This is a genomic window from Pedobacter sp. Leaf194 (assembly GCF_001423945.1).
Lineage (GTDB): Bacteria > Bacteroidota > Bacteroidia > Sphingobacteriales > Sphingobacteriaceae > Pedobacter.
In genome coordinates this window covers 540,615-554,171 of the sequence record NZ_LMPU01000008.1, presented here as the reverse complement: position 1 = coordinate 554,171, position 13,557 = coordinate 540,615, and the positions used below count along the sequence as shown (strand labels likewise).

The 13,557-nt window shown below is 37.9% G+C and carries 15 protein-coding genes and 1 tRNA gene; 12 read left to right on the top strand and 4 right to left on the bottom strand.

Features of this window, described 5'->3' with window-relative positions:
• The first annotated feature begins 156 nt into the window (after window positions 1–156).
• The 3 genes from ASG14_RS10085 to ASG14_RS10075 all read left to right on the top strand — a co-directional run bounded on the left by ASG14_RS10085 (window position 157) and on the right by ASG14_RS10075 (window position 2,540).
• Window positions 157–228: transfer RNA gene (locus ASG14_RS10085), tRNA-Arg, on the top strand.
• 312 nt (window positions 229–540) lie between these two features.
• Complete coding sequence (gene mgtE, locus ASG14_RS10080; RefSeq protein ID WP_056870919.1) at window positions 541–1,917, top strand: magnesium transporter; 1,377 nt, start codon at window positions 541–543, stop codon at window positions 1,915–1,917.
• Window positions 1,918–1,928: 11 nt separating this feature from the next.
• Window positions 1,929–2,540 carry an HAD hydrolase-like protein gene (locus tag ASG14_RS10075; protein WP_056870918.1) on the top strand — a complete coding sequence of 204 codons (612 nt, stop codon included), beginning with the start codon at window positions 1,929–1,931 and terminating at the stop codon, window positions 2,538–2,540.
• Window positions 2,541–2,637: 97 nt separating this feature from the next.
• Here the strand turns inward: ASG14_RS10075 and ychF are convergent, their stop codons facing one another.
• On the bottom strand, window positions 2,638–3,738 hold the full coding sequence (gene ychF, locus ASG14_RS10070) for a redox-regulated ATPase YchF (protein ID WP_056870917.1): 1,101 nt from the start codon (window positions 3,736–3,738) through the stop codon (window positions 2,638–2,640).
• Window positions 3,739–3,927: 189 nt separating this feature from the next.
• On the opposite strand from ychF, the gene ASG14_RS10065 reads away from it, so the two are divergent.
• Entirely contained in the window at window positions 3,928–4,386 is a 459-nt protein-coding gene (locus ASG14_RS10065; protein ID WP_056870916.1) for a DUF5362 family protein, read from the top strand.
• Here the strand turns inward: ASG14_RS10065 and ASG14_RS10060 are convergent, their stop codons facing one another.
• From ASG14_RS10060 to ASG14_RS10050, 3 genes are all read right to left on the bottom strand, one after another.
• Window positions 4,387–5,301, bottom strand: coding sequence for a serine hydrolase (locus ASG14_RS10060; RefSeq protein WP_056870984.1), 915 nt, complete (start codon window positions 5,299–5,301; stop codon window positions 4,387–4,389).
• Window positions 5,302–5,369: 68 nt separating this feature from the next.
• Window positions 5,370–5,693, bottom strand: coding sequence for a DUF3276 family protein (locus tag ASG14_RS10055; protein WP_056870983.1), 324 nt, complete (start codon window positions 5,691–5,693; stop codon window positions 5,370–5,372).
• 77 nt (window positions 5,694–5,770) lie between these two features.
• Window positions 5,771–7,561 carry an ABC transporter ATP-binding protein gene (locus ASG14_RS10050; protein ID WP_056870915.1) on the bottom strand — a complete coding sequence of 597 codons (1,791 nt, stop codon included), beginning with the start codon at window positions 7,559–7,561 and terminating at the stop codon, window positions 5,771–5,773.
• A 108-nt stretch (window positions 7,562–7,669) separates the two neighbouring features.
• Here ASG14_RS10050 and ASG14_RS10045 point away from each other — a divergent pair, with 108 nt between their 5' ends.
• The 8 genes from ASG14_RS10045 to ASG14_RS20395 all read left to right on the top strand — a co-directional run bounded on the left by ASG14_RS10045 (window position 7,670) and on the right by ASG14_RS20395 (window position 13,483).
• Window positions 7,670–8,758: a Glu/Leu/Phe/Val dehydrogenase gene (locus ASG14_RS10045; RefSeq protein ID WP_056870914.1), complete on the top strand. Its 1,089-nt coding sequence runs from the start codon at window positions 7,670–7,672 to the stop codon at window positions 8,756–8,758.
• A 44-nt stretch (window positions 8,759–8,802) separates the two neighbouring features.
• Window positions 8,803–9,753 (top strand): transcription antitermination factor NusB, encoded by a 951-nt coding sequence (gene nusB / locus ASG14_RS10040; protein WP_056870913.1) that lies wholly within the window; start codon window positions 8,803–8,805, stop codon window positions 9,751–9,753.
• A gap of 1 nt (window position 9,754) precedes the next feature.
• Window positions 9,755–10,201: a DUF1573 domain-containing protein gene (locus ASG14_RS10035; protein WP_056870912.1), complete on the top strand. Its 447-nt coding sequence runs from the start codon at window positions 9,755–9,757 to the stop codon at window positions 10,199–10,201.
• 58 nt (window positions 10,202–10,259) lie between these two features.
• A complete protein-coding gene (yajC, locus tag ASG14_RS10030; RefSeq protein ID WP_056090684.1) occupies window positions 10,260–10,577 on the top strand; it encodes a preprotein translocase subunit YajC in 318 nt (105 codons plus the stop codon).
• A 92-nt stretch (window positions 10,578–10,669) separates the two neighbouring features.
• Window positions 10,670–11,617 carry a YbbR-like domain-containing protein gene (locus ASG14_RS10025; protein ID WP_056870911.1) on the top strand — a complete coding sequence of 316 codons (948 nt, stop codon included), beginning with the start codon at window positions 10,670–10,672 and terminating at the stop codon, window positions 11,615–11,617.
• A complete protein-coding gene (gene coaE, locus ASG14_RS10020; RefSeq protein WP_056870910.1) occupies window positions 11,617–12,219 on the top strand; it encodes a dephospho-CoA kinase in 603 nt (200 codons plus the stop codon). Before ASG14_RS10025 ends, coaE begins: the two co-directional genes overlap by 1 nt.
• Window positions 12,220–12,306: 87 nt before the next feature.
• The gene (locus tag ASG14_RS10015) at window positions 12,307–13,251 is read left to right on the top strand and encodes an exonuclease (RefSeq protein WP_056870909.1); all 945 of its coding nucleotides are present in this window, start codon (window positions 12,307–12,309) and stop codon (window positions 13,249–13,251) included.
• Window positions 13,252–13,339: 88 nt separating this feature from the next.
• Window positions 13,340–13,483 carry a DUF5522 domain-containing protein gene (locus ASG14_RS20395; protein ID WP_162238727.1) on the top strand — a complete coding sequence of 48 codons (144 nt, stop codon included), beginning with the start codon at window positions 13,340–13,342 and terminating at the stop codon, window positions 13,481–13,483.
• The last annotated feature ends 74 nt before the right edge of the window (window positions 13,484–13,557 follow it).

Below are 13,557 nucleotides of genomic sequence, written 5' to 3'. Positions count from 1 at the left end.
GTTCGACAGTAGAAAGACATTTTTTTGTGAGGCTTTGCCTTTAGAATACTTAACAAGCTGGATAAAAGTGTAATAAAGCGGCGCTTTAATTTTCTTTACATATTAACACGCTAAATTGAATTTTCTTGTTGTAAAGTTCTATATTTGCCGCTGATTGTTCCCATAGTTCAATGGATAGAATTGTGGTTTCCGGTACCACCGATGGGGGTTCGAATCCCTCTGGGAACACTTTTTTAAATGCCCGGAATAGACTTGAACCGGTTTTTTCATAAACCAGCTAAGACACTCGGAGAAATTCTTCTAATTTTTCGTACTTACACAAACGGCACTACCGCAGGCAAGGCTTTGTAGCCTGCCTAACCGTTTAAAATTTACGCTCAATCAAAATAAAAAAATTAATTAATTGAAACTAAAGCAACCTGTTATTTGCTTCATTAAAAACAGTTTCAAAAGTTGGGAAAATTGGCTTTTTAAAAAATAAAAACGCACCTTTGCGAACCGTTTACAGAGGTTTAGGCATGTAATAAAAATTGGTTGTTTATGGAAGAATTGGTTGTAGAAGAGATTCAGGAACTACTTGATAAAGAAGATGATAAGGCGTTAAAGCGTTATCTGGACGAACTGAATATCTCGGATGTAGAGCAACTAATAGACGAACTTCCGCAATGTGCCGCTAAATTCATAGAAACAATCTCCTTAAACCGGGCGGTTAATGTATTCAGGATTCTGGATTTTCCTACGCAGGAACGTATAATAAAAAAACTTTCGGGTAATAAGCTGAATCAAATTATAAAAGATTTGCCACCTGATGACCGTACAGCACTTTTTAGTGAATTGAAGGGTGACGTAGTGAAGAAGATGATCACGCTCCTTCCTCCTGAAGAACGCAAAGAATCTTTGGCACTTTTAGGTTATAAAGAAGACAGTATTGGGCGGTTAATGACGCCAGATTACATCGCTGTAAAGCCTGAATGGACCATTTCTCGTGTGCTGTCGCATATAAGGCGGTATGGAAAAAACTCTGAAACGATTGATGTTGTTTACGTAATTGATAAAGATGGTACCCTGCTGGATGACATCAGGATTAGAGAGGTTTTGCTGGCAGACCCTGATGCAATTATTGGCGAGTTAACCGATAAACGTTTTATTGCGTTAAAAGCCAACGACCCGCAGGAAGATGCCATCAATATCTTTAGAATGAATAATCGGGTGGCTTTACCAGTGGTTGATGAAAACAACATTCTATTGGGTATCGTAACCGTTGATGATATTTTGTGGATTGCAAACGAGGAGTATACCGAGGATATGCATAAAATTGGTGGTACGGAAGCGCTCGATGAGCCTTACCTGGATACAACCATCTTTAATCTGGTAAAAAAACGCGTGGGTTGGCTTGCAATTTTAATGATTGGAGAAATGCTTACTGCCACGGCAATGGGGTTTTTCGAAGGTCAAATACACAAGGCAACCGTGTTGGCGCTTTTTATTCCGCTCATAATTTCTTGCGGAGGTAATAGCGGCTCGCAGGCTTCTACCTTAATAATCCAGGCGATGGCTTTAGGAGAAGTTACGATTAAAGATTGGTGGCTTGTTATGCGTAGGGAAATAATATCCGGCTTTTTACTGGGTTTGTGTCTGGGTTTAATCGGTTTCTTGCGCATTCTGGTGTGGCATGTTGCCGCCCCAAACGTTTACGGTGAACATTGGATTTTGATAGCCGCTACAATAAGTGTATCGTTGGTTTTTGTCGTATTGTGGGGCTCTTTAAGTGGTTCAATGCTGCCTGTTTTGCTTAAAAAACTAGGTGCCGACCCTGCAACTTCTTCTGCTCCGTTTGTTGCAACCCTGGTTGATGTAACCGGATTGATTATTTACTTCAGTTTTGCTGTATTATTTTTAAAAGGCGTTTTACTTTAAGGTTTTATTTTATGCAAAAGATTACCACATTATTTACCGATATAGGCGGTGTTTTACTTACCAATGGTTGGGACAGAAAGGCGAGGGGCGAGGCAGCGGTTTTATTTAACCTCGATTCTGTAGATTTAGAAGAACGCCATCACCTTACGTTTGATACTTATGAAGTTGGAAAATTAACACTCGATGAATATCTCGAAAGAATTGTTTTTTTCGAGGAACGTTCGTTCTCTTACGATGATTTTAAGGGATTTATGTTTAAAAAATCATTGCCTTACAACGATATGATTGCACTAATTTGCGACCTTAAGCAGAAGTATCACCTAAAAGTTGCAGTAATTAGTAACGAAGGGCGGGAGCTAAATCAATACAGGATTAACACTTTTAAGCTTAACGAGTTTGTCGATTTCTTCGTTTCATCCAGTTTTGTTCATTTCCGGAAACCGGATGCTGATATTTTCAAAGTAGCAATTGATATTTCGCAAAGCGATGTAGCTACAAGTTTATATATTGATGACAGGATGCTGTTTGTACAGGTTGCAGAAGGTTTGGGTTTAAAAGGTATTCATCATAGCACTTACGAAGATACCAAAGCTCAATTGGCGGCCTACGGCCTCGAAGTTTAATGTTTTAAAATTTTAATGGGCTACAGCCTCAAAAAATTTACACATAAAAAAAAGCCACTTCATTCGAGTGGCTTTTCTTTTTCGATTGCTTTACAGGTTATACATTAAACCTAAAGTGCATAATATCTCCGTCTTCCACAACGTAAGTTTTTCCTTCAACACCAAGTTTTCCAGCATCTTTACAGGCGTTTTCCGAACCAAGCGTTACAAAGTCATTGTATTTAATAACTTCCGCACGGATAAATCCTTTTTCAAAATCTGTGTGAATTACGCCAGCCGCTTGTGGAGCGGTAAAACCTTTGGTAATTGTCCAAGCCCTAACCTCTTGTACCCCCGCAGTAAAGTATGTGTACAGGTTTAACAATTTGTACGCGGCACGAATTAATTTATTTACGCCAGATTCTGTCAGCCCTAAATCAGCCAAAAATTCCTGACGTTCTTCATAACTTTCCAATTCCGCAATTTCTGATTCGATTTTTGCAGATATTACCAGCACTTCCGCATTCTCGTCTGCAACGTTAGCTTTAACTAAATCAACGTATTTATTTCCTGTTATAACAGAGGCTTCATCAACGTTACAAACATACATTACCGGCTTTTGAGTAAGCAAGCCTAAATCTTCAATAAAATCGAAATCATCCTGACTTAAAGCGACAGTACGTATAGATTTGCCACTTTCTAAATGCGATTTCACAAGTGTTAAAATTTCATAGGTACGCTTTGCATCTTTATCGCCACCTGTTTTAGCCATTTTTTCAACCTTTTGAATGCGCTTATCTACCGTATCCAAATCTTTTAGTTGCAGCTCAGTATCAATAATTTCCCTGTCCCGAATCGGGTCAACAGAACCGTCTACATGGATTACATTTCCATCATCAAAGCACCGTAAAACATGAATAATGGCATTAGTAGCCCGGATATTCCCTAAAAACTGGTTACCTAAACCTTCACCTTTTGATGCGCCTTTTACCAGACCTGCAATATCAACAATTTCGATAGTATTCGGCTGAACTTTATTTGGCTTAACCAATTCGGCAAGTTTAGTTAACCTATCATCAGGTACCGTAATTACGCCAACGTTAGGCTCAATAGTACAGAAAGGAAAATTCGCCGCCTGCGCCTTTGCATTTGATAAACAGTTAAAAAGTGTCGATTTGCCAACATTTGGTAAGCCGACAATACCACATTGTAATGCCATTTAAATTATTTGATTTTACGATTTACGATTTACGATTTACGATTTCACCTTTCACCTTTCACCTTTCACCTTTCACCTTTCACCTTTTTCAGGCGGCAAAGATAAGGTTTTAATATGTTTATTTAAAGGTTGGAATTTGTTGCGGATGGATATTTTATCTAAGTTTAGCCAAAATTACGGATTACAGACATGGAAGATTTTGAACAAACGCCTCAGGAGGTTAAATTGATAGTTACCGAAGAGATGAGAAGTTACCTCTACGAGATAGCCAAATGGGCGAGATTTTTGTCGATAGTTGGGTTTATTTTATCTGCTTTTTTAATAATTGGTTCCTTTGGAATAGGTGCTGCCTTAACAGCTAACCCAGCAATGGTTGCGCAATTGGGTCCATTGGCTGGCGCCGGTGCATTCGGGGTTACCATTGTTTACCTCATCCTGGCATTGATGTACTTTTACCCTAGTTTATTGCTCTTTAGATTTTCAAATAAGGGTAAACAAGGCGTTTTATATGGCGACCAGGAAAGCTTGAACGACGCGATGATGAACATGAAATCCCTGTTTAAATTCTGGGGCATATTTACAATTGTTATCATGATCTGTTACTTTCTTTTTATCCTTCTTTTCGCTGCAAGTATGGCCAGGGGTTAACTATTTATAGTATCTCTGAATCCCTTCTGGTTGTTTCCAGCCAAAGTTCGGCTCATAGTGGTTCCATAAAAGGTTGCTTAGTTTTCGAATCATTGTCCACCCTTCGTTGCTATAATTCCATGAAATATCTTGCTGATTTTTTGTGTTAATACAGAAAACGTAATCGCCGTGCGGGGCATTAACTAAACAAACTTCAGAGCGTGCAGCATCTACGGCTCCGGATTTTGAGGCAACCTGAACGGTTGGCGGAATCTGCGAGAGCGCCTCACTGTCCCAGTAAATTCTAATCAGATTTCTGTAAATCCGTTCTGACGCGGCAGGGTTTATCATTTTTCCATCTCTGATTAATGCTAAAAGTGTAGCCATTTCTTTGGGTGTTGTTTGGCCCCAGCCATATTTCTTCTGGTTATCTTTTCGCCCAGGGGTGCGCGAATTAACCCGGGTATCTTTTAAACCGTTGTTTGCCATTACTTCGTTTATTGCCGTACCCGTTCCTGCAAGCAGTTGCGCCCATAAGCTCGCAGTATTGTCGCTGGTAGTAATCATCAGCATCAACACCTTACTCAACGAAATTTTTTCGCTATCCTTGAACGAGCCCAGAATATCTTCTCCGGCATAGAGGAGGCTGTCACAATACATCAATTGTGCATGATAATCCAATTCGCCTTTTTCAATTTTATTAAAAACACCGCAGGTTATTGGTACTTTAATCATGCTCGCCGTAGGAAAAATTGTATCGGCATTTATTGATGCTGTTTTACCGGTTTTTAAATTTTTAACATAAATGCCAACATCCCCTTTAAAACCTTTAACCAACTCATTTAGCTTTAACTGAAGCTTTTGATCTGATTTTTCCTGCGCGTAAGATGCAATGCAATTTGAAATTATAAGAAACAAAAGAGTCAACTTTTTCATTTTTGGGAATTTAGGCATAAAAAAAAGTCCCGATGGGAATCGGGACTCATTATTGAAATTATATTTACTTAAAAAGAAAAATCATCGCTTGCTTTGGTACTGTGTTCGCCGTTTTCAGAGTATTCGTAGCGTTTTTCAACAACATCCTGATGAGTTTTAATGTATTCAACAGTTTCTGTTAAGCCTTCTGCAAATTTTTCGAAATCCTCTTTGTATAAAAAGATTTTGTGTTTTACAAATACGCCGTCTTCTAATCTTTTCTTGCTCTCGGTAACTGTTAAGTAATAATCACCCGAACGAGTAGCCTTCACATCGAAAAAATAAGTTCTCTTACCTGCTCTTACTTTCTTTGAAAAAACTTCTTCTCTCTCTTTATTGTCGAATTCTCCCATGGTTGGTATTGATGTTGGTTTTTGGTTTCGGTAAATATAAAGCAAATATTTAAAGTTCAAAATAGAATTAACACAATTTAAATACTTCTGCTTTCTTCCTCCAAAAGCTGGTTATTATAAAGCTCTGTATATGCGCCATTCAGAGTAAGTAATTCATTATGTGTACCTTGTTCTATTATTTCACCTTCATCAAGTACCAGAATTTTATCAGCATTTTTAATTGTCGAAATGCGGTGTGCAATAAGAATACTGGTTTTTCCCCTCATAATCTTTCCCAGGTTTTGTAGAATTTCTTCTTCTGTTTTGGTATCCACGGCCGACAGACAATCGTCAAATATTAGAATTCTGGGCGATTTAATTAATGCTCTGGCAATAGATACACGCTGTTTTTGTCCGCCTGAAAGGGTAATTCCCCGCTCGCCAAGCATGGTTTGAAACTTTTCATCAAAATCGATAATGTTGTTATAAACAGATGCATTTTTTGCAGCATCGTAAACCTCTTCATCGGTAACGGTGTCCAATCCAAAAGCGATGTTATTCTTAATGGTATCAGAAAAAAGAAAAACTTCCTGAGGTACAAAACCAATCTGATTTCGATAATTTTTAAGGTTTAGCGATTTAATATTTTCGCCGTCGACATTAATTGAGCCATTTTCAACGTCATACATCCGCATAATTAAGTTGGCCAAAGTTGATTTACCCGAACCGGTTTTGCCAATAACCGCTACAAATTCGCCACTATTGATTTCGAAATTAACATTTTTGAGTGCCTGTATACCTGTATCAGGATAAGTAAAGCTAACATTGTTAAAACGAATGTTTCCATTCAAAGATTTCTCAACCGAACTGGTTGATTCGATATCTGAAGGAATATCCAGAAATTCGTTAATTCTTTTTTGCGATGCAGCGGCACGCTGAATTAACGAGGTAACCCAGCCGAGCATCGTAACCGGAAAAGTTAACTGATTGATGTAAATAATAAATTCAGCGATGTTTCCGGCTGTGATGCTTCCGTTCATAACCTGTACACCACCTATATATATGGTAAGAATTGTACTTAAGCCAATTAAAAGAAGCATTGTTGGGTAGAAAAGTGCGGATACCTTAACCAGGCTCATCGAGTCTTTTTTGTATTCGTTGCTCTGAATTTCAAACATGTTCCGGGTGTAATCCTCACGAACGTAAGATTTTATAATTCTGATGCCTGAAAACCGTTCCTGAACAAAGCTTGACAAATCTGATAACCGTTCCTGGATTTTCCCGCTTTTTTTAAAAATCAGCGTGTTAACGTAATAAATGATAATAACCAGAAAAGGAAGTGGTAACAGGCAATAAATGGCGAGCTTAGAGTTCACATCAAACATCGACCAGATAATCAGCACCGATAAAACAAATGTGTTTATGGTATACATTATTGCCGGTCCAACATACATTCTCACCCGGTTCACATCTTCGGTAGCCCTGTTCATCAAATCGCCGGTATTGTTCCTTCTGTAAAAACCCAAACTTAACTTTTGATAATGCTGGTAAATATCATTTTTCATATCGAATTCTATGTGCCTCGACATGAGAATAATTGTTTGGCGCATGAAAAACAAAAACAAACCCCGCAAAATATATAATGCCACTACTAAAAAGCCAAAATAAAGCAGGCTGTTACTGAAGATATCATAGATAACCTGCTGGCGATTAAAGCCCTCAAACAGGGCATAAATCTGTATGTTTTCGGTTATCAAATCGAAGGCATAACCAATAACCTGGGCCGGTACAACACCAAAAATATTCGAGATAACAACGAAAATGCTTCCTGGTATAATCCACCATTTATATTTTAGGAAGTATTTATTTAATCGACGCAGGTGTTTCATACTCCACAAACTTAGCCAATGAGAAACAAATTTTGTTATAGTTTAGTTAAAATCATGTAATAATGGTTTTTTATTTTAATTTTGCAGCAGGTTAGCCGAACGTTCATTATGCCAGCAAATTCTTCGTCAGATTCATCCATTTTAGAGCAATTAAGTGCTTACGGGCATAAAAAATTGGTTTTCTGTAATGATGCCGATTCAGGTTTAAAGGCGATAATTGCAATCCACGATACCACTTTAGGGCCTGCTTTAGGCGGAACCCGCATGTGGAGTTATTCAACAGAAGCTGAAGCCCTCCAAGATGCCTTGCGTTTATCAAGAGGCATGACTTACAAATCTGCAATTACAGGTTTAAACCTCGGCGGGGGTAAAGGTGTTATCATCGGCGATTCGAGAAAAGACAAAACAGAAAGCTTAATGCGTAGTTATGGCAGGTTTATCAAAAACCTGAACGGCGAATTCATAACTGCTGAGGAGATGGGTACGAATACCCGCGATATGGAATACATCCGCATGGAAACCAATCATGTAACGGGCGTTCCGGAATCACTCGGAGGCGCCGGCAATCCGGCTCCTTTTACAGCCCAAGGCGTTTATTTAGGCATTAAAGCTAGTGTTAAAGAGGTTTTTGGAACAGATATGCTTGCCGGTAGAACTATTGTTGTACAAGGAATTGGCAACGTTGGTGAGCATTTGGTTGCCTTACTAAGAAAAGAAAATGCCGAAGTTTTAATAAGTGATATTAACCAGGAGCAATTAACTTATGTTGCACGCAAGTACAAGGCAAAACCAATAGACGCCGACAAAATTTTTGGTTTGGATGCCGATGTTTATGCACCATGCGCCATGGGGGCAACAGTAAACAACAAAACTATTGAGCGCATGAAGTTTGCAATTATTGCCGGCTCAGCAAACAATCAGTTAAAAGATGAAGTTTTAGATAGTGAGTTATTGATGAAAAAAGGAATTCTTTTTGCACCTGATTATCTGATAAATGCTGGTGGATTAATTTCATGCTATTCTGAACTTACTGGCTTTGGAAAAAAACGCACTGTGCAACTTACCGAACACATTTACGATGCTACAAGAAACGTTATCAAGCTGAGTAAAACTGAAAACATAGCCACAAACATTGCCGCAAATCGGATTGCAGAAAAACGAATTGCAGATATAAAAAAAATAAATTCGACATATTAAATATTTATTAACCGGTTCTAGAAACCACACTCGTTCTTACATTCATGTTAAACAGAAGGCACTTAAGAATTAAAGCTTTGCAGAATATTTTTGCATGGCACATGGCAGACAAAAAAGACATTAAAGGAGACCTTAAAACTTTAATGCAAAGTATTGATAGCGTGTACGAAATGTACATCTGGATGCTTTCGTTAATGGTAGAAGTTACCGAATTTACTGCTAACGACGCAGCGGAACGTGCAAACAAGCACATAAAAACCGCAGAAGACATGAACCCGAACATGAAATTGTTGCACAATAAGTTTAGTGTGTTGATGCAGCAAAATCCAGAATATGTATCGTCGGTTAAAAAGTATAAGGTAGATTGGGGTTTCGATCCTGAAATTCGCAAAACAGTTTACAATTCTTTAAAAGCATCAAAAGAATATGCTGATTATCTTGCAGATCCGAACGAAAGTTTGGAATCATCGAAAGATATCATCAAATATATCTTCAGAAAAATTATCTTAAAAAATCAAGGTATTATTCAGGTTTTTGAAGAGAAATTTATCAACTGGCAGGTTGATCATGAAGTGATGAAAGGGATGGTTGCAAAAACCCTGAAAAATTTTACGCATGATGATCCTTTCAAAAATAAGCTTACAGAAATTAGCGCTGATTGGATTGAAGATAGCAAATTCGTTCAGGATTTATTTGTTTATACCCTCCAAAATGATGCGAAATATCAGGAGATGATTGCCGAAAGAACAAAAAACTGGGAATCTGAACGTATTGCATTGATGGATACAATTTTAATGAAAATGGCCATCTGTGAACTTCTGAATTTCCCGTCTATCCCGGTAAAAGTAACCATTAATGAATATCTGGAGCTTTCAAAAGATTACAGTACGCCGAAAAGTAATTCGTTTATAAACGGTATTTTAGACAAAATTTTAGGCGACCTGAAAAAGACAAATACAATTAAAAAAATTGGTCGCGGATTAATTGAAGAATAAAATGAAAAAATTGTTCATACTCGCATTAGCTGCATTATCTTTTACAGCTTGCCGAAATGCAAATAATGGTTCTACAGAAGGGTCGAATGTTTCAGTTGGTAATACTGCTTCAAAAGTAGCACCTGCAGATGCTGCGGTTTTAACCTTTGAACGTGAAATCTACGATTTCGAAAAAATAAAGCAAGGTGAAAAAGTTCAGCATGAGTTTAAATTCAAAAATACGGGTAAAAGTCCGCTAATCATATCAAATGCAACAGCAACTTGTGGTTGCACCATTCCTGAAACACCTAAAGAACCAATTTTACCAGGAAAAGAAGGTGTTATCAAAGTTGTTTTTAATAGCGAAGGCAAAATGGGAATGCAAGATAAGGTTGTTACGGTAACTTCTAACGCCAATCCGAATGTAAGCACGGTACATCTTGTTGGCGAAGTTTTAGAGACAAAATAATTGATTAACAAAAATAATCATTCACTAAAAGTTAATTAAATCAAAACAAATAAATAAAATGATATCAACAGTAATTTTACAGGCAGCAGGTGGTGGTATGTTGGGTACAATTGTGCCGATGGTACTTATCATGGTAGTTTTCTACTTTTTCATGATTCGCCCGCAAGTTAAAAAAGCAAAAGACCATAAAAAGTTAGTTGCCGAACTCGGCATTGGCGATAAAATTGTAACTACAGCAGGAATTCACGGAAAAATTGTTGGCGCTAATGACACAACTTTTCTTATCGAAACAGAGGGTGGTGGTAAAATCAGATTCGATAAATCTGCGATTTCGTTAGATGCTACCAAGGCATCGACAACGCCGCCAAAAGCTTAAAAGAAATTTTAATTCAATCAACAGGCAGTCTCGAAGTTTTCGAGACTGTTTTTGTTTTACTACATTTGATTAAATGACATTTCAAATTGTTTATGCCCTTCATCAGACTAACTAAAATAGAGAGAAGACGCGTTTTAAGCTTGTTAGCTTGCTTATTCCTTGCTATAGCTGCGTGGTTTTTTATGGCCTTAAACAATAAGTATGTTTACACAGCGAAAACTGTTTTGATATACAAAAACTTCCCTCAAAACCGTGCATTTCATCCATTACAACCCGATACAGTTGATTTACAAGTTGAAGGAACAGGCTGGCAGTTACTTTTTGCCAGGCTCAGAATTAACCCGCAATCCATCGCGGTAAATTTAAGTCAGTTAAGTACAAAAGATTTTGTGGTTTTTTCTGATCAGCTTTATAACATTAATAAACAGCTGGAAAGCTCGCAGAAAGTTATTTCGGTTAAACCCGACACGCTTTACTTCGATTTTACCAAAAGAACAGTTAAAAGGGTGGATATAAAACTGATTCAAAAAATCGATTTCGCAAATCAATATGGCATAGCAAGCGCAATTAAGCTCAGTCCGAGTTACGTTACAGTAACCGGCCCAATTGATGAGCTAAAGAAGATAAACGAATGGTCTACCGATACGTTGAAGTTGACAAATGTACAAAGCAGTACCACTGTTCGCGTTAACATGCAGCATAGCTTACACAAAAATGTGAACATCTTTCCGCCATCGGTAGAGGTTAAACTGCCAGTGGATGAATTTACTGAAAAGACACTCGAAATTCCTTTAAAAATTATAAATAACAGGAATTACAACAGCATCAAACTTTATCCAAAAAAGGTAAAGGTTACGTTTTTGGTTGCTTTAAGTTATTTTGCGCAGGTTGATGAAAGTTTTGTTACGGCCACTGTCGATGCCGATGAATGGTCTGATTTACACCACAGCAAGCTAACGGTTAGGCTTACCGAGTTCCCTGATTATTGCAAGCTTGTAAAAATAAGTCCGTCAAAGGTAGATTTCGTAGTAGAAAAATAATGTATAAAGTAGGAATAACTGGTGGAATTGGTAGTGGCAAAACAACGGTTTGCCAGGTATTTGAAGTGTTGGGCATACCCGTTTTTTATGCAGACACTGAAGCAAAAAACATTATGGTTACAGATGCTTTGCTTATCGAAGGCGTTAAATCGACTTTTGGCAAGGAAAGCTATTTAGAAGACGGAAAGCTAAATAATAAGCACATTGCGGGCATTGTTTTTAATAGCGATGCAGAACTGGCAAAGCTAAATGCCTTAGTTCATCCCGCAGTTTTCAGGGCTTTCGATGCCTGGGCAGCGAACATTAATCCAAAAGTTCCTTATACCTTAAAAGAAGCTGCTTTACTTTTTGAAAGTGGTTCTTACAAAATGTGCGATACCAGTATATTAGTTTCGGCACCAATGGATGTAAAAATAAGCCGGGTAATGCAACGCGATAATTTAACTGCGGAACAGGTTAAAGCAAGAATGGACAAACAAATGAGCGATGAAGAAAAATCTGCAATGGCCAATCATTTTTTAATAAATGATGAAATGCACTCCATTATAGCACAGGTTTTAAAACTGCACGAACACTTTTTAAAAGTTGCAGCAGGTGCTTAGCTTATATTCGAAAAATTTAATCTCCAATCCAGATGGCTGGCCCAAAACAATCCCTGTGTTTTTCTTAAATATTACAAATCCTGATAAATGATTTTAGACGACTTTATTACCATTACACCAACAGGATTATATTGCATTTACGGCGATTTTTACCTCGACCCGCAACAGCCGGTAAAGGAGGCCGTAGTTTCTCATGCGCACGGCGACCATGCCATCGGCGGAAGCCAGAATGTTTACTGTACAGCGGCAACTGAACGATTTATGAAACATCGTTACCGTAAGTTTGCCGCAGTCGATTTCCATATTAAAAAATACCATGATACTTTTAAGATAAAAGATGTAACAATTAGTTTTTACGCCGCCGGCCATATTTTAGGCTCGGCACAAGTTTTAATGGAGTATCAGGGTGTAAAATATTTGTATACTGGGGATTATAAAATTGAACCAGATGCCACCTGCGAAGCTTTCGAATTTGTTGAGGCCGATGTTTTGATTACGGAAAGCACTTTTGCAAATCCTGAAACCAGGCATCCGTTGCCGGTTGATGAAATAAAAAAACTGAACGAAACCAATGCAAATATTATGCTGGGTGCTTATGCGTTGGGTAAAAGCCAGCGAATAATTCAATTGTTAAATGAACATTGTCCGACAAAAAATGTGATGGTTCACCACAGTATTATGCCTTTTGTAAAAATCTATGAGGATTTTGGAATTGAACTTGGTAATTACAAAATGTACGATAGAAAGGTGATGAAGCGAAACCATGAACATCAGGTTTACATCGTTCCGCCGATGGTTTTCCATAGCTACCACAAGGCGATAAATGTTGTTCGGGCTTTCGCATCAGGCTGGAAAAATCTCCAGCAGCAAAATGGCATCTCGCTCTATATTTCTGACCACGCAGATTGGGATGCGATTTTAGTAACGATAGAGCAAGTAAAGCCAAAGCAGGTTTGGACCCTGCATGGTGATGGAAAACAGTTAAAAGCACATTTTGCCGGTAGGCTTGAAATTAAAATATTGAATGAATAATAAAATCGTTTAATTGAAGATTGTAACTTAAAATAATTGACTGGTTCAAAAATGGGTTGTTAAATTCAATCATTCAATAATTAAAAATATGAAAGAGGGCGAGGATTTTTACTTCAACGAAGATGGATTCATGGTTTTTACAGAAGCGTATCACCTAAAGCGTGGTTATTGCTGTAAAAATAAGTGTAAGCATTGTCCCTGGGGATATGGTAAAACAAAACAGAAAAAATAACAGCTGATTGCGTGCAACAGCTTGAGCTTTTAGCAACCGAATCGGGTTAATCGAAATCCATCAACATCAGGTAA

Bases quoted from the DNA above. Each gene is read 5' to 3' on its own strand.
- mgtE (WP_056870919.1), top strand. From the start codon at position 541: ATGGAAGAATTGGTTGTAGAAGAGATTCAGGAACTACTTGATAAAGAA.
- ASG14_RS10075 (WP_056870918.1), top strand. From the start codon at position 1,929: ATGCAAAAGATTACCACATTATTTACCGATATAGGCGGTGTTTTACTT.
- ychF (WP_056870917.1), bottom strand. From the start codon at position 3,738: ATGGCATTACAATGTGGTATTGTCGGCTTACCAAATGTTGGCAAATCG.
- ASG14_RS10065 (WP_056870916.1), top strand. From the start codon at position 3,928: ATGGAAGATTTTGAACAAACGCCTCAGGAGGTTAAATTGATAGTTACC.
- ASG14_RS10060 (WP_056870984.1), bottom strand. From the start codon at position 5,301: ATGAAAAAGTTGACTCTTTTGTTTCTTATAATTTCAAATTGCATTGCA.
- ASG14_RS10055 (WP_056870983.1), bottom strand. From the start codon at position 5,693: ATGGGAGAATTCGACAATAAAGAGAGAGAAGAAGTTTTTTCAAAGAAA.
- ASG14_RS10050 (WP_056870915.1), bottom strand. From the start codon at position 7,561: ATGAAACACCTGCGTCGATTAAATAAATACTTCCTAAAATATAAATGG.
- ASG14_RS10045 (WP_056870914.1), top strand. From the start codon at position 7,670: ATGCCAGCAAATTCTTCGTCAGATTCATCCATTTTAGAGCAATTAAGT.
- nusB (WP_056870913.1), top strand. From the start codon at position 8,803: ATGTTAAACAGAAGGCACTTAAGAATTAAAGCTTTGCAGAATATTTTT.
- ASG14_RS10035 (WP_056870912.1), top strand. From the start codon at position 9,755: ATGAAAAAATTGTTCATACTCGCATTAGCTGCATTATCTTTTACAGCT.
- yajC (WP_056090684.1), top strand. From the start codon at position 10,260: ATGATATCAACAGTAATTTTACAGGCAGCAGGTGGTGGTATGTTGGGT.
- ASG14_RS10025 (WP_056870911.1), top strand. From the start codon at position 10,670: ATGCCCTTCATCAGACTAACTAAAATAGAGAGAAGACGCGTTTTAAGC.
- coaE (WP_056870910.1), top strand. From the start codon at position 11,617: ATGTATAAAGTAGGAATAACTGGTGGAATTGGTAGTGGCAAAACAACG.
- ASG14_RS10015 (WP_056870909.1), top strand. From the start codon at position 12,307: ATGATTTTAGACGACTTTATTACCATTACACCAACAGGATTATATTGC.
- ASG14_RS20395 (WP_162238727.1), top strand. From the start codon at position 13,340: ATGAAAGAGGGCGAGGATTTTTACTTCAACGAAGATGGATTCATGGTT.